We start from the raw sequence: 22,472 nt of genomic DNA, 5'->3' as shown, positions 1-22,472 counted from the left end.
AACCGGGCTCCCATGAGTGACGTACGGGTCGGAGCGTGTTCCTGGACGGACCGGCAACTCGTCGCGAGCGGCTGGTATCCGCGCGGACGACGGGACGCCGAGGGGCGGCTCAGGCACTACGCCTCCCGGCTGCCCGTGGTCGAAGTGGACGCCGGGTACTATGCGTTGCCGAGCCGGCGCAACAGCGAACTGTGGGTGGAGCGCACCCCGGAGGGCTTCCGCTTCGACGTCAAGGCCTTCTCGCTGCTGACCGGCCACCCCACGCGCGTCGAGGCGCTCCCCGCCGACCTGCGCGGGGCGGACCCCGGCGCGCTGCGGCGCGGGCGGACGGGCGAGGCGCTGCTGGACGAGGTGTGGGGACGGTTCGCCGAGGCGGTGGAGCCACTGCGGAAGGCCGGGCGGCTGGGCACCGTGCTGTTCCAGTTCCCGCCGTGGTTCGCACCCGGCGGCCCCGCCGAGGAGACCCTCGAAGCCTGCGCCCGGCGCACGGAGGGCTGGCCGATCGCCGTGGAGTTCCGGCACCCGGGGTGGTGGCAGGCCGAACGCGCCGACGCCACCTGCGCGCTGCTGACCGCCCTCGGCGCGACGGCCGTCGGCACCGACATGGCGCAGGGCCTGCCCGGCTCACTGCCGCCCGTGCTGCCGGTCACCCGGTCCGGCCTCGCCGTCGTCCGGTTCCACGGGCGCAGCCGCGCCTGGGGGAGGGGCAGCAAGGAGGACCGGTTCCGGTACGACTACTCCGCCGCCGAACTGGCCGCCTGGGCGCCCCGCCTGCGGCGCGCCGCCCGGCAGGCGGACGAGCTGCACGTGCTGTTCAACAACTGCTGCGCGGACGCCGCCGTACGCGCCGCCGAGACGATGGGCGGGCTGCTCACCGGGCCGCGTCGCTGATCCCCAGCCGCAGGTGCTCCACGTGGTACACGGCCTGGTCCAGCAGCTCGGCGACGTGGTGGTCGTGCAGCGCGTACACCACCGACCGGCCGCGGCGCTCTCCCACCACGAGGCCCAGGTTGCGCAGCAGCCGCAGCTGGTGGGAGCAGGCCGACTGCTCCATGCCGACCTCGGCCGCCAACTCGGTGGCGGGCAGCGGTCCTTCGCGCAGCCGGGCCAGGATCAGCAGCCGGGAGGGCGTGGACAGGGCCTGGAGCGTGGTGGCGACCTTCGCGACGTTCTCCGCGTCCAGGCGCACCCGTGCGGCGGCGTCCTGCGCGGCGGTGACGGCTCCATGACCCATGCGCTCATCTTACGCACGCCCCCTGCGCACATGAACGAGTGAACGAATGAACGGATGAACGGGTCTTCATCTATTCCTGTATGGTGCTGCGCGTGTCCACAACGCTCGCTCCCACTCCCGTCCCGTCGTCCGCCCGCCCGGCGCCCCGCCGCCGCACCCGCGTCCTCGCCCTGCCCGAGGCCCGCTGGGCGCTCGTCTCGCTGATCGCCTTCCTGCTCGGCCTCGCCCTCGACCTCACCGGCTCCACCGCCTGGGCGTACGGCCCGCTCTACGCCGTCGCCTACCTCGCCGGCGGCTGGGAACCGGCGCTGGAAGGCCTGCGGGCGCTGCGCGAAAAGACCCTGGACGTCGACCTGCTGATGATCGTCGCCGCCCTCGGCGCGGCGGCCATCGGGCAGGTCCTCGACGGCGCCCTGCTGATCGTCATCTTCGCCACCTCCGGCGCCCTGGAGGCCCTGGCCACTGCCCGCACCGCCGACTCCGTGCGCGGCCTGCTCGACCTCGCCCCCACCACGGCCACCCGCCTGACCGAGGACGGCCGCGAGGAGACCGTCCCCACCGCCGAACTGCGCGTCGGTGACCTCGTGCTGGTCCGGCCGGGGGAGCGGATCGGCGCCGACGGCACCGTGGCCGACGGCACCAGCGAGGCCGACCAGGCCACCATCACCGGCGAGTCCCTCCCCGTCCTCAAGCAGCCCGGCGACGACGTGTTCGCCGGCACCCTCAACGGCACCGGCGCGCTGCGCGTCCGCGTCGGGCGCGACGCCGCCGACTCGGTGATCGCCCGCATCGTCACCCTGGTCGAGGAGGCCTCCCGCACCAAGGCCCCGACCCAGCTGTTCATCGAGAAGATCGAGCAGCGCTACGCGGTCGGCGTGGTCGTCGCCACCCTCGCCGTCTTCGGCATCCCGCTCGCCTTCGGCGCCGACCTCGCCGACGCCCTGCTGCGCGCCATGACCTTCATGATCGTCGCCTCGCCGTGCGCGGTCGTCCTCGCCACCATGCCGCCGCTGTTGTCGGCCATCGCCAACGCCGGCCGGCACGGCGTCCTGGTGAAGTCGGCGGTCGCCATGGAACGACTCGGCGAGATCGACACCACCGCCCTGGACAAGACCGGCACCCTCACCGAGGGCACCCCGGAGGTCACGGCCGTACGCCCGCTGCCGGGCTCCGGCCTCGACGAGGACGCCCTGCTGGCGCTGGCCGCCGCCGCCGAGCACCCCAGCGAGCACCCGCTGGCCCGCGCCGTCGTCGCCGCCGCCCGCGCCCGGGGGCTTCGAACCGCCGAGGCCCGGGACTTCGCGGCGATCCCCGGGCAGGGCGTGACCGCGGTCGTCGGCGACCACGAGGTGCGGGTCGGCCGCGCTCAGGCCCCCGAGGGCGACGAGACGACCGTCGAGGTGCTCCGCGACGGCGTCCCCGTCGGCACCCTCGCCCTCACCGACCGCCTCCGCGTCGACGCCGCCGGGGCCACCGCCGCGCTCACCGCCCTGACCGGCACCGCCCCCGCCCTCCTCACCGGCGACAACGCCCGCGCCGCCGCCCGCGTCGCCGACGCCACCGGCATCACCGACGTCCGCGCCGACCTGCTGCCCGAGGGCAAGGTCAGCGCCGTACGGGAACTGGAGCGCGCCAGCCGCAAGGTGCTCTTCGTCGGCGACGGCGTCAACGACGCCCCGGCGCTCGCCGCCGCGCACGCCGGCATCGCCATGGGACGGGCCGGCTCCGACCTGGCGCTGGAGACGGCGGACGCGGTCGTGGTCCGCGACGAGCTGACGGCCGTACCGGCGGTCGTACGGCTGTCCCGGCGCGCCCGCCGGCTGGTGGTGCAGAACCTGGTCATCGCGGGCACCTGCATCACCGTCCTGGTCCTGTGGGACCTCATCGGGCACCTGCCGCTGCCGCTCGGCGTCGCCGGGCACGAGGGTTCCACCGTGCTGGTCGGCCTCAACGGCCTGCGGCTGCTGCGGGAGAAGGCCTGGCGGTCCGGCGAGGCCCAGGAAGCGCGAGGTTGACGTCGGATTCTCGCCAGCCCCGGCGGGGCCACAGGCCCATGCTGGACGCATGCAGAAGGGGATGCACACCGACACCGAGCGCTGCGTCCGCGCGGTGCGGTCCAAGGACGCGCGGTTCGACGGCTGGTTCTTCACCGCCGTCCTGACCACCGGCATCTACTGCCGGCCCAGCTGCCCCGTGGTGCCGCCGAAGCCGGAGAACATGACGTTCCACCCGAGCGCGGCGGCCTGCCAGCAGGCCGGGTTCCGGGCCTGCAAGCGGTGCCGGCCCGACACCACCCCAGGCTCCCCGGAGTGGAACGGGCGCGCCGACCTCACCGCCCGCGCCATGCGGCTGATCGCCGACGGCGTGGTGGACCGCGACGGAGTGCCCGGCCTCGCCGCCCGGCTCGGCTACAGCACCCGGCAGATCGAACGCCGGCTGCTCGCCGAGCTGGGCGCGGGCCCTCTCGCGCTCGCCCGCGCCCAGCGCGCCCAGACCGCCCGCCTGCTCATCGAGACGACCCCGCTGCCGATGGCCGAGATCGCCTTCGCCGCGGGCTTCTCCTCCATCCGCACCTTCAACGACACCGTGCGCGAGGTCTACGCCCTTTCCCCGACCGACCTGCGCGACCGGCGCCCCCGCACCGCCGCGCGCACCCCGGGCGCCCTCCCCTGCGCCTGCCGTTCCGCGCCCCCCTCAACCCCGACAACCTCTTCGGCCACCTCGCCGCCACAGCCGTACCCGGCGTGGAGGAATGGCTCCCCCACTGCCTTGACGGCGTGGGCGGTGCCCCCACCGGCACCTACCGGCGCACCCTCAGACTGCCGTACGGCCACGGCCTCGTCGCGCTCACCCCGAAGCCCGACCACATCGCCTGCCGGCTGACCCTCACCGATCTGCGGGACCTGCCGGTCGCCACCAGCCGCTGCCGCCGGATGCTCGACCTGGACGCCGACCCGGTCGCGATCGACGCACAACTGCGCACCGATCCGCTCCTCGCGCCCCTGGTCGACAAGGCCCCCGGCCGCCGGGTGCCAGGCACGGTCGACGCGGCGGAGTTCGCCGTCCGGGCGGTGCTCGGCCAGCAGGTCTCCACGGCCGCCGCCCGCACCCACGCCGCCCGCCTGGTCACCGCGCACGGCGAACCGGTGGACGACCCCGAGGGTGGCCTCACCCACCTCTTCCCCTCGACCCGGGCACTGGCGGAGGTGGACCCGGAGACCCTGGCCATGCCGCGCAGCCGCCGCACGACCTTCACCACCCTCGTCCGCCACCTCGCCGACGGCTCCCTCCACCTCGGCGTCGAGAGCGACTGGGCCGAGACCCGCGAACGCCTCCTCGCCCTGCCCGGCTTCGGCCCCTGGACGGCCGACGTCATCGCCATGCGCGCCCTCGGCGACCCCGACGCCTTCCTCCCCACCGACCTCGGCATCCGCCGCGCCGCCCAGGACCTGGGCCTGCCGTCCACCTTGACGGCGCTCACCGCCCGCGCGGCCACCTGGCGGCCCTGGCGGGCGTACGCCGTCCAGTACCTGTGGGCGACCGACAGCCACCCGATCAACTTCCTGCCCGTGTGAGGTAAGCAGATGAAGCAGCACACCGTCATCGACAGCCCCTACGGCTTTCTGACCCTCATCGCCGACGACGGTGTCCTGCGCGGCCTGTACTGGACGCCCCGACCGGTAGGGGCAGGCCTTGGCGGCGTCCGGGGCGCCTTCTGACCTGCCCCGTGCGTTGACGCATCGCCCGGAGCCTCACACAGAACCGGCCTTGCCCCCTACTCTTGCAGTGACGAAGCTGCTAGGAGGGGCAAGGCCGTGATGTCTACCGATGTTACCCCCGACCCGTACGCCGACCCACTGAAGTTCGGACAGCGCGTACAGATTCTTCGCGAACGCCGCGGCATGACGCAGGCGCAGCTCGCCGACCTGGTGGGCATCTCGCCGCACACTCTTCGAAAGATCGAGAACGGGCAGCAGAAGCCGCCCGGCCTGGAGATGGTGCTGCGGATCGCGGAGGCGCTGAGGGTTCGCGATTTGGCTGACCTGACCGGTCGGCCCGACGCTCACGTGGACCTGTTCGTCGGTCCCGGGCACCCGCGCCTGGCGGCCGTAAAGGCTGCCATCGACAGCTTCCCGCTGGCCTCCGACCAGGAGCCGCCCCCTGTGGCGCATCTGGAAGCCCGGCTGCACGCCGCCTGGAAGGCCAGGCACGCTGCGAAGAACCACAGGGAAGCGATCGGCAGGCTGCTGCCGGACCTCATCCGGGACGCCGTGGCTCTCGTCCGCCACGTGGACAGCGCCGTTGACCGCCGAGCCGCGCAGGCCCTGCTCGCACAGGCGTACAGCCTCAGCCAGTTCTTCATCGCCTACCAGCCCGACAGCTCCCTGCTGTGGCGCGTCGCCGAGCGCGGCATGATCGCGGCCCAGGAGAGCGGGGACCCGCACGCCATCGGAGTGGCCGCGTGGTTGCTGGCTCAGGCGCACCGGGACTCCGGTCCGAGGCACTTCGATGCGGCCGACGCGGTCAACCGTGAAGCGGTCCGGTTCCTCCAGCCGCTGCTGCCCGACGCCTCGGATGACGTCCTGGCGATCGCGGGAGCGCTGGAATTCGAGCTGGGCTACACAGCCGCCCGGCGCCGCGAGACCGGCACCGCATGGCGGCACTGGGACACGGCCAACGACATGGCCGCGCGGCTGCCGGCCGACTACTACCACCCGGTCACCAGCTTCTCTCAGGCCGTCATGGGCGCCCACGCGGTCACGATCGCTGTAGAACTGCACCAGGGTGGGGAGTCGGTACGGCAGGCGGCACGCGCCGACCGGTCGACGATTCAGTCCCGCCCGCGGCGGGCCCGGCACCGCATTGAGGAGGCGCGCGGCTACCAACTGGACAACCAGCCGGATACTGCCGTGGCGTCCCTCCAGAAGGCGTTCGAAGCAGCGCCGGAAACGATCCGGTACAACGGCTACGCGAAGGCGATCCTGTTGGAGGAGATCGAGTCAACTCAGGCCGCGCGGCGGCGTCGTGCCGCTGACCTTGCCATGAAGATCGGCATGCTCGCTGCCTGAGCGTAGCGACCGGATTACGGTCGGCGGTCGGGTGCAGGCGCTCCTACGGTCGAAGCATCAGGCCCCGACGAGGTGGTGAGACCTCGCCGGGGTTGCCAACGCTGTCGAGGAGCGTCGACACCATGAACGCTACAGCCCGCGGAAAGCGCGGCGCCAGGATGACCATTCACGTCTACCGGGTCGACCGGGACGGCAAGGTCACCGAGGACCAGGGCACCGTTTCCGTGACGGACCTCAAGGGCCCGCCGCCGTCCAACCACATTTACCCGCCGTGCAAGTGCCCGCTGTGCCGAGCCGATAAGGCGGCGGCCCGGTGAACGCCATCGAGCAGAGCAGCGACACCGCACCCATCGACCTGGATGTCATGCGGCAGGCCGTGCGTCGGCTGCTGGAACCCGGCCCTGCCGCGGTTCCGGCCGACGATGAACTCGTGCTGCTCACCGAGCAGCTGCGCGGCCATGTCCAGCTGATCATCCCCGTGATTGAGCGGATCGCCGGGAAGCAGCCGAAGGACAGCGTGCCCCGCTACTGCACGCTCGCCTGCGTCGGCGAGGCCCGCCGCAGGCTGAGCGCGCAGCCCAGTCCCCGCTACGGCGGCGCCCTCGGCTACGCCCGGCGCCTGGCCCGCGTCCTGAGCGCCCTGTGCGAGCACCACGAGAAGCTGGCCGGCGAGCTGCCGTGACCGGGCTCGTGTGCGGCTACTGCGACGAGCCGATCTTGGACCCGGACGACGCGGTCCTGGTCGCTCACGAGCCGGGCAACAGCGGCGCCGGCTGGGACACCTGGGCGCACCGGGCGCACGCCGACCTGGTCGAGCCCGACCCCGTGGCGACCCGCATCCTGGCACGCGTGCTGCTCGCGCAGGCCTTCCAGGGCGGCTGACCGCCCCGCTGTGCCTCGGCGCACAAGGGGCCCCATGACGACCGCAGGGTCAGGGTCGCATCCCCCCCACACACACGCCCGTCCCGCTGCCGGAAGGCAAGCCGGCGGCGGGACGGGTCCCGAAACCCCGCACCAGGCCCCGAACTCCGGACTGGTCGAGCCCTGGGGCGGGCTGTATATCCCTCACCACTCCGACAAGGGAGAGACATGTTCGTCCATTCTGACCGTGTGCCCACCGGACCGGCTGTCCCCCAGGGGACCGTCGCGCCGCGCCCGTGGGGTCTGGATCGCATGGCGCCGTACCCCACGACGGCCCCTGCGTACGCCCGGACCGAGCTGGACCGGGCCACGCAGACGGCGGTGTTCCTCGACGCCTCCGGGCAGGTCGTGGAAGTGCCGGGCCACGGCACCAGCACGGGCACGTCCCCGTCGACGGGAACCAGCCCGGACGGCAATGGCTCCACGCAGGACAGCGACACCGGGAGTGACAGCGACCAGTGAGTGACCCGCGTCCGGTGTTGGTCGTCACCAGCCTGCACGACCCCACTGCCGACGTGGTGATCAGTGAGCTGCACGGTCGGGATGTCCCGGTCGTGCGGCTCGACTCCGGGGACTTCCCCGCATCACTGTCGGTGGAGGCAGAGATCACCCCGAGCGGCTTACAGGGCCGCCTCCGTACTCCGTCCCGCACCGCCGACCTGGTCGGCATCCGAGCCCTGTATTACCGGCGGCCGACCGGGTTCGCGTTCCCGTACCTCGATGAGCAGGACGCCCGGTTCGCCATCACCCAGGCCCGCTACGGCCTCGGTGGCGTGCTCGCCTCGCTGCCCGGCTGCCTGTACGTCAACCACCCGCACCGCATCGGGGACGCGGAATTCAAGCCCTCCGGGCTGGCCGCTGCGGTGAGCGCCGGCTTCTTGGTCCCGCGCACGCTCATCACGTCCAGCCCTGATGCGGCGCGGGCTTTCACCAAGCAGCACGGCCCCGTCGTCTACAAGCCCCTGCACAACCCGGTGTACCGGGTTGACGGTGTCTCGTCGGTCGTGAAGGTTGCCGAGGTGGCTGTCGAGGACATCGACGACAGGGTGGCGGGCACCGCGCACCTGTTCCAGCAGCGCATCGACAAGACGGCGGACGTGCGCGTGACTGTCATCGGCACACAGACGTTTTGCGTCCGCATCGACTCCGGCCTCCTTGACTGGCGCACCGACTACAGCGCGCTGGCCTACACACCCATGGAGGTGCCGCCCGGCCTTGAGGCCGCACTCCACCGCTACCTGGACCACTTCGGGCTGGTCTTCGGAGCTTTTGACTTCGCAATCGACCGCGAGGGCCGATGGTGGTTCCTGGAGTGCAATCCGTCCGGCCAGTGGTACTGGCTGGAGCCCGAGACCGGCCTGCCGTTGCTCGCGGCCGTGGCTGATGTCCTGGAAAGGAAGACCTGCTGATGGCCGTCATGGACTCCGCCGCGCTGCGCCGGGCGCTGGCCGGCCGGCTCGCTGAGGCCGGCGCCCTGCGCACCGACCCGTGGCGGCGGGCCGTCGAAGCGGTGCCCCGTCACCCGTTCCTGCGTGACGGCTTCTTCGAGCGCGCCGGGGACGCCTGGCGATCGGTACCGGTCGACACCGACGGCTGGCTGGAGCGCTGCTACGCGGACGAGTCGCTGGTCACCCAGATCGCCGGGACCATCTGTCCCGGTGACATCCGCGGCGAGATCCTGCGCGAGCCCACCTCCTCCAGCACGCTGCCGAGCCTGGTCGTGCGGATGCTCGAGGACCTCCAGGTCGAGGACGGCAACCGGGTGCTGGAGATCGGCACCGGTACCGGGTATTCCACCGGGCTGCTGTGCCACCGCCTGGGGGACGACCTGGTGGCGTCGGTGGAGGTGGACGCGGACGTGTCCCGCCGGGCCGGCGCCGGCTTGAGTGCGTGCGGCTACTTCCCGGAACTGGTCGTCGGTGACGGACTGGCCGGGCACAAGGACGGCGCCCCCTATGACCGGCTGGTCGCCACCTGCGGCGTGCTGGAACTGCCGCACACGTGGATCGAGCAGACCAGGCCGGGCGGCATCATCCTCGCGACCCTTGGCGGCTGGATGCATGCCTCGGAGCTGGCTCGGCTCGCCGTCGGCGACGACGGGGTGGCCCACGGACAGCTGCTCACGGGACACATCTCCTTCATGCTCGCCCGGCCGCAGTGGCCGCTGCCGCTGGGCATGCTGCCCGACATGGAGTCCGGGAAAGAGCGGACCACCCAGGTGGGCGCCGATGTCCTGGACGACTGGGACGCCCGGTTCGTCGCGCAGCTGGCGGCGCCGCGCGCGCAGCGCCTCAGCCTGACGTTCGCCGACACCACGCAGCACGTCCTGGTCGACGTGGAGGCTGGCGCCTGGGCAGCCCTGACTCAGGACGGTGAGCACTGGGTCGTCCGGCAGGGCGGGGTCGTGCAGTTGTGGGACGCCATCGAGGACCACCTGCTGCGCTGGCGGGCGGACGGCTCCCCGACGCTGGACCGTTTCCAGGTCATCGTCTCGCCTGAGGGGCAGAGGGTGACCTGGCAGAAGGTCTGACGACGCCGATCCTGGCCGGCCCCGCCTGTCCGTTTCCCCCGTGGCGGATGGGCGGGGCCTCGGCGTGCCCGGGGTCAGTCGTTGACGAGGGCGGAGACGCGCGTTGAGGACGGCGGCGATCCGGAGCAGCTCGCCGGGGAGCTGTCGGACTTCACGCTCGAACTGCGCCTGACGGGCACGCCCTACCAGCGCACCGTCTGGGACGCGCTGCGCACCGTCCCGTACGGCGAGACCCGCACCTACGGCCAACTCGCCGACGCTCTCGGCAACCCGGCCGCCTCCCGCGCCGTCGGCCTCGCCAACGGCCGCAACCCGGTCGGCATCATCGTCCCCTGCCACCGCGTCATCGGCGCGGGCGGTGGCCTGACCGGCTACGGCGGCGGCCTGCACCGCAAACGCCGCCTGCTGGACTTCGAGCGGGGAACGGCCCTGTTCTAGCCGGCGAGGGTGCGCAGCAGCTCCGGGAGCGCGGTGCCGATCGGCTCCCGGATCACCTCGTCGGCCAGGTCGTCGTACGGCGTCGGCTCGGCGTTGACGATGACCAGCCGGGCCCCGTGGTCGGCGGCCACACCGGCCAGCCCGGCGGCGGGCTGCACCTGGAGGCTGGTGCCGACGGCGACGAACACCTGGCAGGCCTTGGTGATGGCGACCGCCTCGCCGAGCACCACCGGATCGAGCCGCTCGCCGAACATCACCGTCGCCGACTTCAGGATGCCGCCGCACTCCAGACAGGGCGGGTCGTCCTCACCGGCCTCGACGCGGGCGAGGGCGTCCTCCATCGGGCCGCGGGCGTGGCACCCGGTGCACACGTAACTGCGCGCGCTGCCGTGCAGTTCCAGCACCTTCCGGGCGGGCATCCCGGCCAGCTGGTGCAGCCCGTCCACGTTCTGCGTGATGACCCGCACCGGCACCCCGGCCCGCTCCAGCTCGGCCACCGCCCGGTGCGCGCCGTTGGGTTCGGCCGCCAGGGTCCGGTTCTTCCGTCGCATCTGCCAGGACCGGCGCCGGATCTCCGGATCGCCCATGTAGTACTCGTACGTCACGAGTTTCTCGGCCTCCGGGTCGCGCCGCCACAGGCCGTTCGGCCCGCGGTAGTCGGGGATGCCGGAGTCGGTGGAGATGCCGGCGCCGCTGAGGAGCGCGACCAGTGGCTTGCTCATGGTCCCGAGGGTAGGGCGGTCCCGGCCGGGACGGCGAACAGATAATCGGTCCCGAGGCGGCCCGCGGCGGTGCGCGGGGTGCTAACGTCCCGGCATGGCAAAGGTCACCGTCTCCCTGGACGCCGAGCTCGTGGTGGAAGCCATGGTGCTCGCCGGCGTCGGCTCCCCGCAGGACGCCGTGGAGCTCGTGCTCCGCGACTACATCCAGCGCGGGCACCGCACCGAGGCCAGGATGGCCGAGCGGGACGAGGCGCTGCACGCCGTCGAGGACAAGCCCCAGGAGACTCAGGCCTGACCGGCCATGTCAGCCGACCGGGCGGCCGTTCTCCAGCTCCACCGCACCCCGGCCGTCGGCGAGCACGTCTAGCCCCGCCAGGACCCGGCCGAGAAGCGCGTCCAGCAGATGGCCGTCCAGCTCCTCGCGCGGCACCAGCCGCCAGGACAGCAGCTCCTCCTCCTGGAGCCGGATCGCCTTGAGGTCCTCCTCGCCGAGGACCCCGCCGTCGTAGAGGTACGCCACGATCGGCGGCCGGCCCGGTCCCTGCGCCCAGTCCACCGCCAGCAGCCGGCCCGGCTCGACGTCGATGCCGATCTCCTCGGCCGTCTCCCGCCGCGCCCCCTGCCGCGGGGTCTCACCGGCGTCGGACTCGACCGTGCCGCCGGGCAGGGTCCAGCCCTCCCGGTAGTTGGGCTCGACGAGCAGCACCCGGCCCTCGGCGTCCCGCAGCAGCGTGGCGGCACCGCACAGGACCCGCGGCAGACCGGCGATGTACGTGGCGTAGTCAGGTGACGTGGTCATCCCGGAAGCGTATCCAGGCCGGACCCGGTCGATTCCCGGCCTCCGGCCTCCGCCAGCCGCAGCGTCCGCTCGGCCAGCTCACTGATGCGTACGCCGTCGAACCCGAAGACCGCGCTGCGCACCGTGTCCCGCAGCGGCCGCACCCACTGCGCCGGGATGGCGGCCGCACCGCACAGCACCCCGGCCACCGAGCCCGCCGTCGCGCCGTTGGAGTCGGTGTCCAGACCGCCGCGCACGGTGAGCGCGATGGTGCGGGTGAAGTCGCCGTCGCCGTACAGCAGCCCGGCGGTCAGCACGGCGGCGTTCGGGACGGTGTGGATCCAGCCCGGCCCGGCGGTCTCCTCCTCGACGGTGGCGAGGGTGTGCTCCCAGGCCAGCCCCGCATCGTGCAGGGAGACCACCCGGCGTACGGTCCGGGCGAGCCGGCTGCTCGCGGGGATGACGGTGAACGCCGCCTCCAGGGCGTGCCGCACGGTCGGGGCCGTGAACGCGGCCGAGATCAGCGCCGCCGCCCACATGGCGCCGTAGACGCCGTTGCCGGTGTGCGACAGGACCGCGTCCCGGCGGGCCAGCAGCGCGGCGCGGCGCGGGGCGCCGGGGTTGGTCCAGCCGTGGATGTCGGCGCGGATGAGGGCGCCGATCCACTCCTGGTAGGGGTTGTCGTAGGTGGCGGTCAGCGGCGGCTTGAGCCCGTTGGCCAGGTTCCGGTACGCCGCCCGCTCCGCGGTGAAGGTCTGCAGGTACGGCAGCCGCAGCAGCCACAGGTCGCCGACCTGCTCGGTGGTGAACCCGAAACCGTGGGTCTCCAGCAGGTGGAGGCCGAGGACGGCGTAGTCGACGTCGTCGTCGCGGCAGCTGCCGTCGATCCGGCCGCGGACGCACTCCCGCCACTCGGGCCGCAGCAGCGCGGCGTCGCCGTCGGCGGGGGTGAGCGGCTCGGGCAGGTAGTCGGTCAGCGGCAGCGCGTCGGCCCGCCGCAGGTAGCGGTCGATGCGGTCGCGGGTCCACACCTCGCCCTGCTCGACCGGCTTGCCGAGCATGTTGCCGGCGATCCGGCCCAGCCAGCCGCCGTGGATGCGGTCGGGGAGTCCGGGGGCGGCGATGCCTTCAGGGGTCATGTCTGCGGTGTACCCACTCCGCAGCGGCCCCCGGGCCGGTCCAGGGACCGGGCAGGGCATGACGACGGGGCCGGTGTGAGGTTAAGGTCGCAGCGGCGCGACTGCCTTGACGTGCGCAAGGCTCGAAGAGCAAGGGGATAGCAAGGTGGCTGACGCTGCAGTGGACGGGGCCCGTCGGGTGCTCGTCGCCGCGGACAAGTTCAAGGGGTCGCTGACGGCCGTCGAGGTCGCCGAGCGGGTGACGGCCGGGCTGCGCCGGGTCGTGCCGGACGTCGCCGTGGAGGCGCTGCCGGTGGCCGACGGCGGCGACGGCACCGTGGCCGCGGCGGTCGCGGCCGGGTTCGAGCACCGGGAGCTGCGGGTCGTCGGGCCCGTCGGCGACGAGGTGACGGCGGCGTACGCGCTGCGCGGCGACACCGCGGTCGTGGAGATGGCGGAGGCGAGCGGGCTGCAGCGGCTGCCCGAGGGCGTCCTCGCGCCGCTGACGGCCTCCACATACGGCTCCGGCGAGCTGCTGCGGGCCGCGCTGGACGCCGGGGCGCGGACGATCGTGTTCGGCGTCGGCGGCAGCGCGACCACGGACGGCGGTGCCGGGATGCTGGCCGCCCTGGGTGCGCGGTTCCTGGACGGCGGGGGGAAGCCGGTGTCGCCGGGTGGCGGGGGGCTCGCCGAGCTGGCGACGGCCGACCTGTCCGGTCTGGACCCGAGGCTCTCCGAGGTCGAGTTCGTGCTCGCCAGCGATGTCGACAATCCGCTGACCGGGCCGAAGGGCGCCCCTGCGGTCTACGGGCCGCAGAAGGGGGCCTCGCCGGAGGACGTGCGGACGCTGGACGCGGCCCTCGCGCACTTCGCGAAGGTGCTGGAGGGGGTCGTGGGCCCGAAGGCCGCCGAGTACGCCGCGTCGCCGGGGGCCGGCGCCGCGGGTGGCATCGGCTACGGCGCGCTGCTGCTGGGGGCGCGGTTCCGGCCCGGGATCGAGGTCATGCTGGATGTGCTGGGGTTCGCGCCGGCGCTGGAGCGGGCCGATCTGGTGATCACCGGTGAGGGGTCGCTCGACGAGCAGACCCTGCACGGCAAGGCGCCGGCGGGTGTGGCGGCGGCGGCGCGGGCGGCGGGCAAGGAGGTCGTCGCGGTGTGCGGGCGGCTGGCGCTGCCGGCGGAGGTGCTGGGGCGGGCCGGGATCCGCCGTGCGTATCCGCTGACGGAGGTCGAGCCGGACGTGGCGCGCTGCATCGCGGAGGCGGGGCCGATTCTGGAGCAGGTGGCGGAGAACATCGCCCGGGACTTCCTGGCGCCCTGACCCGAACACCGTTTCTCGCCCCCGCCGCCCCTACCCGTCCCATCCCCGGGGGGCCTGCGGCCCCCAGACCCCCGCATCGGCCCTGAGCGGGCCTCGTCCTCGAACGCCGGACGGGCTGGGGTGCGCCTCTCGGCACCCGGAGGGGCTGCTCGGCCGACCCGAGCAGGCCTGCGGCCCCCAGACCCCCGCATCCGCCTTGAGCGGGCCTCGTCCTCGAACGCCGGACGGGCTGGGGTGCGCCCTCCCGGGCCCTGGGGGCTGCTCGGCCGACCGAGCCGGGCGGGGGTGGGTATGGGCCCGGCGTCGGCTTGGGCGGACGGGGCTTGGCATGCGGGGGGACCGGATCGGCCTGGGAGCCTGTTCGAACTGGCCGAGTCGGGCGGTGGGTGGGCATAGGTCCGGGGGTCTGGGGGCGGAGCCCCAGGGACGGACGGTGCGGCGCCGCCAAGTGGGAGGGACGGTGCGGCGCCGCCAAGCGCGCAAGCGAAGGGCCCCGGACCAACCCGGTCCGGGGCCCCTCAACGCGTCGCTACGGCAACTGCGCCGCCCGCGCCTCCCGCCGATTGTCACGAAAGTTGTTCACCCGCCGTGCCGTCGCGAACAGCGGAATCACCGCGCCCATCACCAGCTGCAGCGCACAGCCCGTCTGGAGCAGCAGCTGCCCGCTCGGCGCGTCGAAGGCCCACGCCGCCAGCAGGCCCATCGACAGGACGATCCAGGACAGCATCGCCACCGCCAGCCGGCCTCGCGGCTTCGGGTACTCCACCCGGCTCACCATCAGCCAGGCCGTCCCGAGGATCGCCAGCAGCGTCGCCACGAAGGGCAGCTCCAGCAGCACGATGGAGACCACCGTCAGCGCGCCGAACGGCGACGGCATGCCCTGGAACGTGCCGTCCTTCACCGTGACGCACGAGAATCTCGCAAGCCTCAGCACCACCGCCAGCAGGACGACGATCGCACCGACCGCCGCCACTCGCTGATACGCGTCGTCCGCGACCATGCCGTAGACCAGGACGAAGTACGCCGGCGCCAGCCCGAAGCTGATCAGGTCGGACAGGTTGTCCAGCTCCGCGCCCATCGGCGAGCTGCGCAGCTTGCGGGCCACCAGACCGTCGAACAGGTCGAAGATCGCCGCGCACAGCATCAGGATGACCGCCGTGGCCGCGCTGTGCCGGGCCATGCCCGACTCCTCGCTGCCCGTGAGGTGCGGGATGAGGATGCCGGTGGTGGTGAAGTACACCGCCATGAAGCCGCAGGTCGCGTTGCCGAGGGTGAGCGTGTCCGCTATCGACAGGCGCAGCGACAGCGGCATCTCCTCCGCTTCGTCGACCTCGTCGGCCTCCGGCACCCAGCCGGCCTTGGTGTCAGGGTCAATCACGGTCAATGCGAGTCACCCCAGCCACGGTCTTCTGACCGACCTCGACCGCGACCTCCACGCCCTCGGGCAGGTAGAGGTCGACGCGTGAGCCGAAGCGGATCAGACCGATACGGTCGCCCTGCTCGACCTTGGTGCCCTGGGGCACGTACGGGACGATGCGGCGGGCCACCGCGCCGGCGATCTGGATCATCTCGATGTCGCCGAGCTCGGTGTCGAAGTGCCAGACGACCCGCTCGTTGTTCTCGCTCTCCTTGTTGAAAGCGGGAACGAAGCCGCCGGGCACGTGCTCGACCGACGTCACGGTGCCGGACAGCGGGGCGCGGTTGACGTGGACGTTCAGCGGGCTCATGAAGATGGCGACGCGGGTCCGGCCGTCCTTCCACGGCATGATGCTCTGCACCACTCCGTCGGCGGGCGAGATGACCCGGCCCTGCGCGATCTCGCGCTCGGGGTCGCGGAAGAACCACAGCATGCCCGCCGCGAGCGCGGTGGCGGGAACGGCGACGGCCTTGGCGGCACCCGAGCGGCGGGCGCGGGCCAGGCTGACGGCTGCGGTGGCGACGGTCGGCAGGAGCCACGGCGATGCTCCGCGCGCGAGGCGTACGCCGGCGAGGCTGTCGCGAGGTGCAGAGGTTTGGCTGTGGGGCATGGATGACCTTCGTAGCGGATCAGGCCGCGCTTCGACGGGGGACGGCGGCTTTCCGGCGATCGTAGCGGCTCGGGGCGGCAACTGGGTAAGCCAGGAAGCCGAGTCGGCGGCCGAAGAGTGCCTACGGGGTGTGATCTTCTTCTCCAAGAAAACACCCCGTATCCGGACATCTAGCCCTGGAATCGATACTCTTCGAGCAACCTGCGGCCGATGATCATTTTCTGGATCTCGGCGGTGCCTTCACCGATCAGGAGCATCGGCGCCTCCCGGTAGAGACGCTCGATCTCGTACTCCTTGGAGAAGCCGTAGCCGCCGTGGATCCGGAAGGCGTCCTCCACGACCTCTTTGCAGTACTCGGAGGCGAGGTACTTTGCCATCCCCGCTTCCAGGTCGTTTCGTTCGCCGGAGTCCTTTTTGCGTGCCGCATTCACCATCATCGCATGAGCGGCCTCCACCTTGGTAGCCATCTCCGCCAGCTTGAACTGGATGGCCTGGTGCTGGGCGATCGCCTTGCCGAAAGTGTGACGCTGCTGGGCGTACTGGACACCCAGCTCGAAGGCACGCTGAGCGACGCCGCAGCCACGCGCCGCCACATTGACGCGGCCGACCTCCACGCCGTCCATCATTTGGTAAAAACCTCGGCCGGTGGCGCCGCCGAGCACCCGATCAGCCGGAATGCGCAGTCCGTCCATGATGAGCTCGGTGGTGTCGACGCCCTTGTAGCCCATCTTGTCGATCTTCCCGGGGATGGTGAGACCGGGCCGGACCTCACCGAAGCCGGGCTCCTTCTCCACCAGGAAGGTCGTCATCGACTTGTGCGGTGCCGTGCCCTCCGGGTGACCCTCGTCACTTCGCACCAGGACGGCCACGAGCGACGACGTGCCGCCGTTCGTCAGCCACATCTTCTGGCCGGTCAGGACGTACTCGTCGCCGTCCTTCACCGCCTTGGACGTGATGGCCGACACGTCCGAGCCGAGCGCCGGCTCCGACATCGAGAAGGCGCCCCGGATGTCACCGGCGGCCATCCTCGGCAGGAAGTGGTCCTTCTGCTCCTGCGTGCCGTGCTGCTTGAGCATGTACGCCACGATGAAGTGCGTGTTGATGATGCCGGACACCGACATCCAGCCCCGGGCGATCTCCTCCACGCACAGCGCGTACGTCAGCAGCGACTCGCCCAGGCCCCCGTACTCCTCGGGGATCATCAGGCCGAACAGGCCCAGCTCCTTGAGGCCGTCCACGATCTGCTGCGGGTACTCGTCGCGGTGCTCCAGCTCCGTCGCGACCGGGATGATCTCCTTGTCCACGAAGTCGCGGACGGTGGAGAGGATCTCCTGCTGGACGTCCGTGAGGCCGTGGGTCTGGGCGAGGCGGGCCATGGTTACTTCTCCTGCTCCTTGAGCTGGGGGCGGCCCGGCTGCTCGCCGCCGCGCTCCTTGATGTACGTCTCGGTGGGCACCATCACCTTGCGGCGGAAGACGCAGACCAGCGTGCCGTCCTGCTTGTAGCCCTTGGTCTCCACGTGCACGATGCCGCGGTCGTTCTTCGACTTCGACGGCCACTTGTCGAGCACGGTGGTCTGGCCGTAGACCGTGTCGCCGTGGAACGTCGGCGCCACGTGCTTGAGCGACTCGATCTCCAGGTTGGCGATCGCCTTGCCGGAGATGTCCGGCACGCTCATGCCGAGCAGCAGGGAGTAGATGTAGTTGCCGACCACCACGTTCTTGCCGAAGTCCGTCGTCTTCTCGGCGTAGTTCGTGTCCATGTGGAGCGGGTGGTGGTTCATGGTGAGGAGGCAGAACAGGTGGTCGTCGTACTCGGTGACCGTCTTGCCCGGCCAGTGCTTGTACGTCGCCCCGACCTCGAACTCCTCGTAGGTGCGTCCGAACTGCATCGCGCTCAGCCCTCCGGGATCTCGAACTTGCTGGTGCGCCGCATGCCGGCGGCGCGGCCCTTGCCCGCGACGACCAGGGCCATCTTGCGGCTGGCCTCGTCGATCATCTCGTCGCCGAGCATCGCGGAGCCCTTCTTGCCGCCCGCCTCGGACGTGTAGTAGTCGTACGCGTCCAGGATCAGCTCGGCGTGGTCGTAGTCCTCCTGCGAGGGCGAGAAGATCTCGTTGGACGCCTCGACCTGGCCCGGGTGCAGTACCCACTTGCCGTCGAAGCCGAGGGCGGCGGCGCGCCGGGCGACCTCGCGGTAGCCGTCGATGTTGCGGATCTGCAGGTAGGGGCCGTCGATCGCCTGGAGGTTGTTGGCGCGGGCGGCCATCAGGATCTTCATCAGGATGTAGTGGTAGGCGTCCGCCGGGTAGCCGGGCGGCTGCTCGCCCACGACCAGCGACTTCATGTTGATCGACGCCATGAAGTCGGCCGGGCCGAAGATGATGGTCTCGACGCGCGGGGAGGCCTGCGCGATCTCGTTGACGTTGTTCAGGCCCTGCGCGTTCTCGATCTGCGCCTCGATGCCGATCCGGCCGACCTCGAAGCCCATCGTCTTCTCGATCTGGGTCAGCAGCAGGTCCAGCGCCACGATCTGCTGGGCGTCCTGCACCTTCGGCAGCATGATGCAGTCGAGGTTCTGTCCGGCGCCCTCGACGACCGTGACGACATCGCGGTACGTCCACTCGGTCGTCCAGTCGTTGACGCGCACGACCCGTGTCTTGCCCGTCCAGTCGCCCTCGTTGAGGAACTTCACGATGGTGTGCCGCGCCTCGGGCTTGGCGAGCGGGGCGCACGCGTCCTCGAGGTCCAGGAAGACCTGGTCCGCCGGGAGGCCCTGGGCCTTCTCCAGGAAGCGCGGGTTCGAGCCCGGCACCGCCAGGCAGGAGCGCCGCGGGCGAAGGCGGTTGACAGGCGTGGTCATGCGGGGACCTCCAGGGGGTCGAGCTTGTTCGCGTTGCGGATCTCGTCCACGATCCGGCCGATGATGCCGGTGATGTCGAAATCCTTCGGGGTGAAGACCGCGGCCACTCCGGCGGCCCGCAGCTGTTCGGCGTCACCATTCGGGATGATGCCACCGGCGATCACCGGAATATCTGTGGCACCGGCCACATGGAGCCGTTCCAGCACGTCCGGCACCAGCTGCGCGTGCGAGCCGGAGAGGATGGACAGGCCGACCGCGTGCACGTCCTCCGCCAGGGCCGCGTCCACGATCTGCTCCGGCGTCAGCCGGATGCCCTGGTACACCACCTCGAAGCCGGCGTCACGCGCACGCACCGCGATCTGCTCGGCGCCGTTGGAGTGGCCGTCCAGGCCCGGCTTGCCGACCAGGAAGCGCAGCTTGCCGACACCGAGGTCCTGGGCGGTCAGCTCCACCGCCTTGCGCACCCGGGCCAGCGCGGTGCCCTCCTCGGCGGCGACCGCCACCGGCGCGGAGGACACGCCCGTCGGTGCCCGGAACTCGCCGAACACCTCGCGCAGGGCGCCGGCCCACTCGCCGGTCGTGACCCCGGACCGGGCGCACTCCAGGGTGGCCTCCATGAGGTTGTCGGTGCCGCGTGCGGCCTCCTTCAGCCGCTCCAGCGCCTTGCAGGGACGCGGGTGGTTGAACGGGGGCTGGTAGCGGGTGTCGCGCCAGTGCTGCAGCGCGGCGATCACCCGTGCCTCCACCGCCGGGTCCACCGTCTGGATCGCGGTGTCCAGGTCGGCGGTGAGCGGGTTGGGCTCGGTGCCCTCGAAGGCGTTGACGCCGACGATCTTCTCCTGGCCGGACTCGATCCGGGCCCGGCGCTCGGCGTGCGAGGCGACCAGCTGCGACTTGAGGTAGCCGGACTCGACGGCCGCCATCGCGCCGCCCATCTCCTCGATCCGCTCCATCTCGGCGAAGGCCGCCTCGACCAGTTCGTCCACCTTCGCCTCGATCACCTTCGAACCCTCGAAGATGTCGTCGTACTCCAGCAGGTCGCTCTCGTACGCCAGGACCTGCTGGATGCGCAGCGACCACTGCTGGTCCCAGGGGCGGGGCAGGCCCAGCGCCTCGTTCCAGGCCGGCAGCTGCACGGCACGCGCGCGTGCGTCCTTGGAGAGGGTCACGGCCAGCATCTCCAGGACGATCCGCTGGACGTTGTTCTCCGGCTGCGCCTCCGTCAGCCCGAGCGAATTGACCTGGACGCCGTAGCGGAAGCGGCGGTGCTTGGGGTTCTCGATGCCGTACCGCTCACGGGTGACCTTGTCCCAGATGCGGCCGAAGGCGCGCATCTTGCACATCTCCTCGATGAAGCGGACGCCCGCGTTCACGAAGAAGGAGATGCGGCCGACCACGTCGCCCATGCGCTCCTGAGGCACCTGGCCGGAGTCGCGCACGGCGTCCAGCACGGCGATCGCGGTGGACATCGCGTACGCGATCTCCTGCACCGGCGTGGCGCCCGCCTCCTGCAGGTGGTAGCTGCAGATGTTGATCGGGTTCCACTTCGGCATGTGGGAGACCGTGTACGCGATCATGTCCGTCGTCAGGCGGAGCGACGGCCCCGGCGGGAACACATGGGTGCCCCGGGACAGGTACTCCTTGACGATGTCGTTCTGGGTCGTGCCCTGGAGCTTGGAGATGTCCGCGCCCTGCTCCTCGGCCACGACCTGGTAGAGCGCCAGCAGCCACATGGCCGTGGCGTTGATGGTCATCGAGGTGTTCATCTGCTCCAGGGGGATGTCCTGGAACAGCCGGCGCATGTCACCCAGGTGCGCGATCGGCACGCCGACCCGGCCGACCTCGCCGCGGGCGAGGATGTGGTCGGAGTCGTAGCCGGTCTGGGTCGGCAGGTCGAACGCCACCGACAGACCCGTCTGGCCCTTGGCGAGGTTGCGCCGGTACAGCTCGTTGGACGCCTCGGCCGTGGAGTGACCGGCGTACGTGCGCATCAGCCACGGCCGGTCCTTCTGACGCTCAGTCATCTATGACCTCGGGTGTCTCAGATGTTGCGGAAGCGGTTGATGGCGTCGAGGTGCTTGGCGCGCTTCTCCTGGTCGCGCACGCCCAGGCCCTCCTCGGGGGCCAGGCACAGCACGCCGACCTTGCCCTGGTGGGCGTTGCGGTGCACGTCGTGCGCGGCCTGGCCGGTCTCCTCCAGCGGGTAGACCTTGGAAAGGGTCGGGTGGATCTTGCCCTTGGCGATGAGCCGGTTGGCCTCCCAGGCCTCGCGGTAGTTGGCGAAGTGGGAGCCGATGATCCGCTTCAGCGACATCCACAGGTAGCGGTTGTCGTACTGGTGCAGGTAGCCCGAGGTCGAGGCGCAGGTGGTGATGGTGCCGCCCTTGCGGGTGACGTAGACGCTCGCGCCGAAGGTCTCGCGGCCGGGGTGCTCGAAGACGATGTCGATGTCCTCGCCGCCGGTGAGTTCGCGGATGCGCTTGCCGAAGCGCTTCCACTCCTTCGGGTCCTGGGTGTTCTCGTCCTTCCAGAACTTGTAGCCTTCGGCGCTGCGGTCGATGATCGCCTCGGCGCCCATGGACCGGCAGATGTCCGCCTTCTGCTCGCTGGAGACGACACAGACCGGGTTGGCGCCGCCGGCCAGTGCGAACTGCGTGGCGTACGAGCCGAGCCCGCCGCTCGCGCCCCAGATGAGCACGTTGTCGCCCTGCTTCATGCCGGCGCCGTTGCGGGAGACCAGCTGGCGGTAGGCGGTGGAGTTCACCAGGCCCGGCGCCGCGGCCTCCTCCCAGCTGAGGTGGTCCGGCTTGGGCATCAGCTGGTTGGACTTGACCAGGGCGATCTCGGCGAGGCCGCCGAAGTTGGTCTCGAAGCCCCAGATGCGCTGCTCGGGGTCGAGCATCGTGTCGTTGTGGCCGTCCGACGACTCCAGCTCGACGCTCAGGCAGTGCGCGACGACCTCGTCACCGGCCTGCCAGGCGTTGACTCCGGGGCCGGTGCGCAGCACGACGCCGGCCAGGTCGGAGCCGATGATGTGGTAGGGCAGGTCGTGGCGCTTGGCCAGTTCGCTGGTGCGGCCGTAGCGCTCCAGGAAGCCGAAGGTCGACAGCGGCTCGAAGATCGAGGTCCACACCGAGTTGTAGTTGACCGAGGAGGCCATCACGGCCACCAGGGCCTCACCCGGGCCGAGTTCCGGCAGGGGCACCTCGTCGAGGTGGATCGACTTGCGGGGGTCCTTGTCGCGGGTGGCGAGGCCCGCGAACATCTCCGTCTCGTCCTTGTGCACGGTGATCGCGCGGTACGACTCGGGGAGCGGCAGGTTGGCGAAGTCGGCCGAGGTGGAGTCGGGCGACTGGATCGCGGCCAGGATGTCCTTCATGGTCACGGTGTTGCCTCCGGCGTCGAGCGCCCTGAGGGAGGGGCGCTGAGGGTTGCGTCGGTACTGCTGAGGG

The 22,472-nt window shown here is 71.5% G+C and carries 22 protein-coding genes and 3 pseudogenes; 14 read left to right on the top strand and 11 right to left on the bottom strand.

What is annotated here, in order from left to right:
* Window positions 1–12: 12 nt before the first annotated feature.
* A complete protein-coding gene (locus ACLGIH_RS06100; RefSeq protein WP_416524182.1) occupies window positions 13–891 on the top strand; it encodes a DUF72 domain-containing protein in 879 nt (292 codons plus the stop codon).
* Here the strand turns inward: ACLGIH_RS06100 and ACLGIH_RS06095 are convergent.
* Window positions 872–1,234, bottom strand: coding sequence for an ArsR/SmtB family transcription factor (locus ACLGIH_RS06095; RefSeq protein ID WP_416524181.1), 363 nt, complete (start codon window positions 1,232–1,234; stop codon window positions 872–874). The two genes, ACLGIH_RS06100 and ACLGIH_RS06095, sit on opposite strands and share 20 nt — an antisense overlap.
* An 80-nt stretch (window positions 1,235–1,314) precedes the next feature.
* Here ACLGIH_RS06095 and ACLGIH_RS06090 point away from each other — a divergent pair, with 80 nt between their 5' ends.
* The 11 genes and pseudogenes from ACLGIH_RS06090 to ACLGIH_RS06040 all read left to right on the top strand — a co-directional run.
* On the top strand, window positions 1,315–3,249 hold the full coding sequence (locus tag ACLGIH_RS06090; RefSeq protein ID WP_416524180.1) for a heavy metal translocating P-type ATPase: 1,935 nt from the start codon (window positions 1,315–1,317) through the stop codon (window positions 3,247–3,249).
* Window positions 3,250–3,310: 61 nt separating this feature from the next.
* Window positions 3,311–4,809 (top strand): annotated as a pseudogene (locus tag ACLGIH_RS06085) (AlkA N-terminal domain-containing protein).
* Between the two features lie 9 nt (window positions 4,810–4,818).
* Window positions 4,819–4,905, top strand: a pseudogene (locus tag ACLGIH_RS06080) (methylated-DNA--[protein]-cysteine S-methyltransferase); the annotation flags it as partial.
* A gap of 147 nt (window positions 4,906–5,052) precedes the next feature.
* The gene (locus tag ACLGIH_RS06075; RefSeq protein ID WP_416524179.1) at window positions 5,053–6,303 is read left to right on the top strand and encodes a helix-turn-helix transcriptional regulator; all 1,251 of its coding nucleotides are present in this window, start codon (window positions 5,053–5,055) and stop codon (window positions 6,301–6,303) included.
* Window positions 6,304–6,425: 122 nt separating this feature from the next.
* A complete protein-coding gene (locus ACLGIH_RS06070) occupies window positions 6,426–6,620 on the top strand; it encodes a hypothetical protein (RefSeq protein ID WP_416524178.1) in 195 nt (64 codons plus the stop codon).
* On the top strand, window positions 6,617–6,985 hold the full coding sequence (locus ACLGIH_RS06065) for a DUF6415 family natural product biosynthesis protein (RefSeq protein WP_416524177.1): 369 nt from the start codon (window positions 6,617–6,619) through the stop codon (window positions 6,983–6,985). Before ACLGIH_RS06070 ends, ACLGIH_RS06065 begins: the two co-directional genes overlap by 4 nt.
* Entirely contained in the window at window positions 6,982–7,185 is a 204-nt protein-coding gene (locus ACLGIH_RS06060; RefSeq protein WP_416524176.1) for a hypothetical protein, read from the top strand. The genes ACLGIH_RS06065 and ACLGIH_RS06060 overlap by 4 nt, the downstream gene beginning before the upstream one ends.
* Window positions 7,186–7,392: 207 nt before the next feature.
* The gene (gene tgmA, locus ACLGIH_RS06055; RefSeq protein ID WP_416524175.1) at window positions 7,393–7,686 is read left to right on the top strand and encodes a putative ATP-grasp-modified RiPP; all 294 of its coding nucleotides are present in this window, start codon (window positions 7,393–7,395) and stop codon (window positions 7,684–7,686) included.
* On the top strand, window positions 7,683–8,633 hold the full coding sequence (gene tgmB / locus ACLGIH_RS06050; RefSeq protein ID WP_416524174.1) for an ATP-grasp ribosomal peptide maturase: 951 nt from the start codon (window positions 7,683–7,685) through the stop codon (window positions 8,631–8,633). Before tgmA ends, tgmB begins: the two co-directional genes overlap by 4 nt.
* Window positions 8,633–9,754, top strand: coding sequence for an ATP-grasp peptide maturase system methyltransferase (tgmC, locus tag ACLGIH_RS06045; RefSeq protein ID WP_416524173.1), 1,122 nt, complete (start codon window positions 8,633–8,635; stop codon window positions 9,752–9,754). The genes tgmB and tgmC overlap by 1 nt, the downstream gene beginning before the upstream one ends.
* Window positions 9,755–9,886: 132 nt before the next feature.
* Window positions 9,887–10,192, top strand: a pseudogene (locus ACLGIH_RS06040) (methylated-DNA--[protein]-cysteine S-methyltransferase); the annotation flags it as partial.
* Here the strand turns inward: ACLGIH_RS06040 and ACLGIH_RS06035 are convergent.
* A complete protein-coding gene (locus ACLGIH_RS06035; protein ID WP_416524172.1) occupies window positions 10,189–10,914 on the bottom strand; it encodes an SIR2 family NAD-dependent protein deacylase in 726 nt (241 codons plus the stop codon). The pseudogene ACLGIH_RS06040 and the gene ACLGIH_RS06035 sit on opposite strands and share 4 nt — an antisense overlap.
* Window positions 10,915–11,008: 94 nt before the next feature.
* Between ACLGIH_RS06035 and ACLGIH_RS06030 the strand changes: the two genes are divergently transcribed.
* Window positions 11,009–11,209: a type II toxin-antitoxin system VapB family antitoxin gene (locus tag ACLGIH_RS06030; protein WP_416524171.1), complete on the top strand. Its 201-nt coding sequence runs from the start codon at window positions 11,009–11,011 to the stop codon at window positions 11,207–11,209.
* A gap of 9 nt (window positions 11,210–11,218) precedes the next feature.
* On the opposite strand, the gene ACLGIH_RS06025 is transcribed toward ACLGIH_RS06030, so the two are convergent.
* Together ACLGIH_RS06025 and ACLGIH_RS06020 are read right to left on the bottom strand one after the other, a co-directional pair.
* The gene (locus tag ACLGIH_RS06025; protein ID WP_416524170.1) at window positions 11,219–11,713 is read right to left on the bottom strand and encodes an NUDIX domain-containing protein; all 495 of its coding nucleotides are present in this window, start codon (window positions 11,711–11,713) and stop codon (window positions 11,219–11,221) included.
* On the bottom strand, window positions 11,710–12,831 hold the full coding sequence (locus ACLGIH_RS06020) for an ADP-ribosylglycohydrolase family protein (protein WP_416524169.1): 1,122 nt from the start codon (window positions 12,829–12,831) through the stop codon (window positions 11,710–11,712). The genes ACLGIH_RS06025 and ACLGIH_RS06020 overlap by 4 nt, the downstream gene beginning before the upstream one ends.
* A gap of 160 nt (window positions 12,832–12,991) precedes the next feature.
* Between ACLGIH_RS06020 and ACLGIH_RS06015 the strand changes: the two genes are divergently transcribed.
* On the top strand, window positions 12,992–14,131 hold the full coding sequence (locus ACLGIH_RS06015; protein ID WP_416529301.1) for a glycerate kinase: 1,140 nt from the start codon (window positions 12,992–12,994) through the stop codon (window positions 14,129–14,131).
* Window positions 14,132–14,660: 529 nt separating this feature from the next.
* Here ACLGIH_RS06015 and pssA read toward each other — a convergent pair.
* The 7 genes from pssA to ccrA form a co-directional block, all read right to left on the bottom strand.
* Window positions 14,661–15,479: a CDP-diacylglycerol--serine O-phosphatidyltransferase gene (gene pssA / locus ACLGIH_RS06010; protein WP_416529300.1), complete on the bottom strand. Its 819-nt coding sequence runs from the start codon at window positions 15,477–15,479 to the stop codon at window positions 14,661–14,663.
* A 22-nt stretch (window positions 15,480–15,501) separates the two neighbouring features.
* Complete coding sequence (locus tag ACLGIH_RS06005) at window positions 15,502–16,158, bottom strand: phosphatidylserine decarboxylase (RefSeq protein WP_416524168.1); 657 nt, start codon at window positions 16,156–16,158, stop codon at window positions 15,502–15,504.
* Between the two features lie 170 nt (window positions 16,159–16,328).
* Window positions 16,329–17,534 (bottom strand): acyl-CoA dehydrogenase family protein, encoded by a 1,206-nt coding sequence (locus ACLGIH_RS06000; protein WP_416524167.1) that lies wholly within the window; start codon window positions 17,532–17,534, stop codon window positions 16,329–16,331.
* A 2-nt stretch (window positions 17,535–17,536) separates the two neighbouring features.
* Entirely contained in the window at window positions 17,537–18,049 is a 513-nt protein-coding gene (locus ACLGIH_RS05995) for a MaoC family dehydratase (protein ID WP_416524166.1), read from the bottom strand.
* Window positions 18,050–18,054: 5 nt separating this feature from the next.
* Window positions 18,055–19,020, bottom strand: a complete 966-nt coding sequence (locus tag ACLGIH_RS05990; RefSeq protein WP_416524165.1) for an HpcH/HpaI aldolase/citrate lyase family protein — start codon at window positions 19,018–19,020, stop codon at window positions 18,055–18,057.
* Window positions 19,017–21,044 carry a protein meaA gene (locus ACLGIH_RS05985; protein ID WP_416524164.1) on the bottom strand — a complete coding sequence of 676 codons (2,028 nt, stop codon included), beginning with the start codon at window positions 21,042–21,044 and terminating at the stop codon, window positions 19,017–19,019. The genes ACLGIH_RS05990 and ACLGIH_RS05985 overlap by 4 nt, the downstream gene beginning before the upstream one ends.
* Before the next feature lie 17 nt (window positions 21,045–21,061).
* Window positions 21,062–22,399 (bottom strand): crotonyl-CoA carboxylase/reductase, encoded by a 1,338-nt coding sequence (gene ccrA / locus ACLGIH_RS05980; protein ID WP_416529299.1) that lies wholly within the window; start codon window positions 22,397–22,399, stop codon window positions 21,062–21,064.
* Window positions 22,400–22,472: the final 73 nt, after the last annotated feature.

The organism is Streptomyces hamibioticus, from assembly GCF_047946815.1.
Lineage (GTDB): Bacteria > Actinomycetota > Actinomycetes > Streptomycetales > Streptomycetaceae > Streptomyces.
Note: the sequence above shows the minus strand (reverse complement) of the source record. Positions and strands in the feature narration are given on the sequence as shown.

Bases quoted from the DNA above. Each gene is read 5' to 3' on its own strand.
- ccrA (WP_416529299.1), bottom strand. From the start codon at position 22,399: ATGAAGGACATCCTGGCCGCGATCCAGTCGCCCGACTCCACCTCGGCC.
- ACLGIH_RS06095 (WP_416524181.1), bottom strand. From the start codon at position 1,234: ATGGGTCATGGAGCCGTCACCGCCGCGCAGGACGCCGCCGCACGGGTG.
- ACLGIH_RS06020 (WP_416524169.1), bottom strand. From the start codon at position 12,831: ATGACCCCTGAAGGCATCGCCGCCCCCGGACTCCCCGACCGCATCCAC.
- tgmC (WP_416524173.1), top strand. From the start codon at position 8,633: ATGGCCGTCATGGACTCCGCCGCGCTGCGCCGGGCGCTGGCCGGCCGG.
- ACLGIH_RS05995 (WP_416524166.1), bottom strand. From the start codon at position 18,049: ATGCAGTTCGGACGCACCTACGAGGAGTTCGAGGTCGGGGCGACGTAC.
- ACLGIH_RS06070 (WP_416524178.1), top strand. From the start codon at position 6,426: ATGAACGCTACAGCCCGCGGAAAGCGCGGCGCCAGGATGACCATTCAC.
- ACLGIH_RS06075 (WP_416524179.1), top strand. From the start codon at position 5,053: ATGTCTACCGATGTTACCCCCGACCCGTACGCCGACCCACTGAAGTTC.
- tgmA (WP_416524175.1), top strand. From the start codon at position 7,393: ATGTTCGTCCATTCTGACCGTGTGCCCACCGGACCGGCTGTCCCCCAG.
- ACLGIH_RS06005 (WP_416524168.1), bottom strand. From the start codon at position 16,158: ATGCCCCACAGCCAAACCTCTGCACCTCGCGACAGCCTCGCCGGCGTA.
- ACLGIH_RS06090 (WP_416524180.1), top strand. From the start codon at position 1,315: ATGGTGCTGCGCGTGTCCACAACGCTCGCTCCCACTCCCGTCCCGTCG.
- ACLGIH_RS06000 (WP_416524167.1), bottom strand. From the start codon at position 17,534: ATGGCCCGCCTCGCCCAGACCCACGGCCTCACGGACGTCCAGCAGGAG.
- ACLGIH_RS06030 (WP_416524171.1), top strand. From the start codon at position 11,009: ATGGCAAAGGTCACCGTCTCCCTGGACGCCGAGCTCGTGGTGGAAGCC.
- ACLGIH_RS06025 (WP_416524170.1), bottom strand. From the start codon at position 11,713: ATGACCACGTCACCTGACTACGCCACGTACATCGCCGGTCTGCCGCGG.
- ACLGIH_RS06100 (WP_416524182.1), top strand. From the start codon at position 13: ATGAGTGACGTACGGGTCGGAGCGTGTTCCTGGACGGACCGGCAACTC.
- ACLGIH_RS06035 (WP_416524172.1), bottom strand. From the start codon at position 10,914: ATGAGCAAGCCACTGGTCGCGCTCCTCAGCGGCGCCGGCATCTCCACC.
- ACLGIH_RS05990 (WP_416524165.1), bottom strand. From the start codon at position 19,020: ATGACCACGCCTGTCAACCGCCTTCGCCCGCGGCGCTCCTGCCTGGCG.
- ACLGIH_RS05985 (WP_416524164.1), bottom strand. From the start codon at position 21,044: ATGACTGAGCGTCAGAAGGACCGGCCGTGGCTGATGCGCACGTACGCC.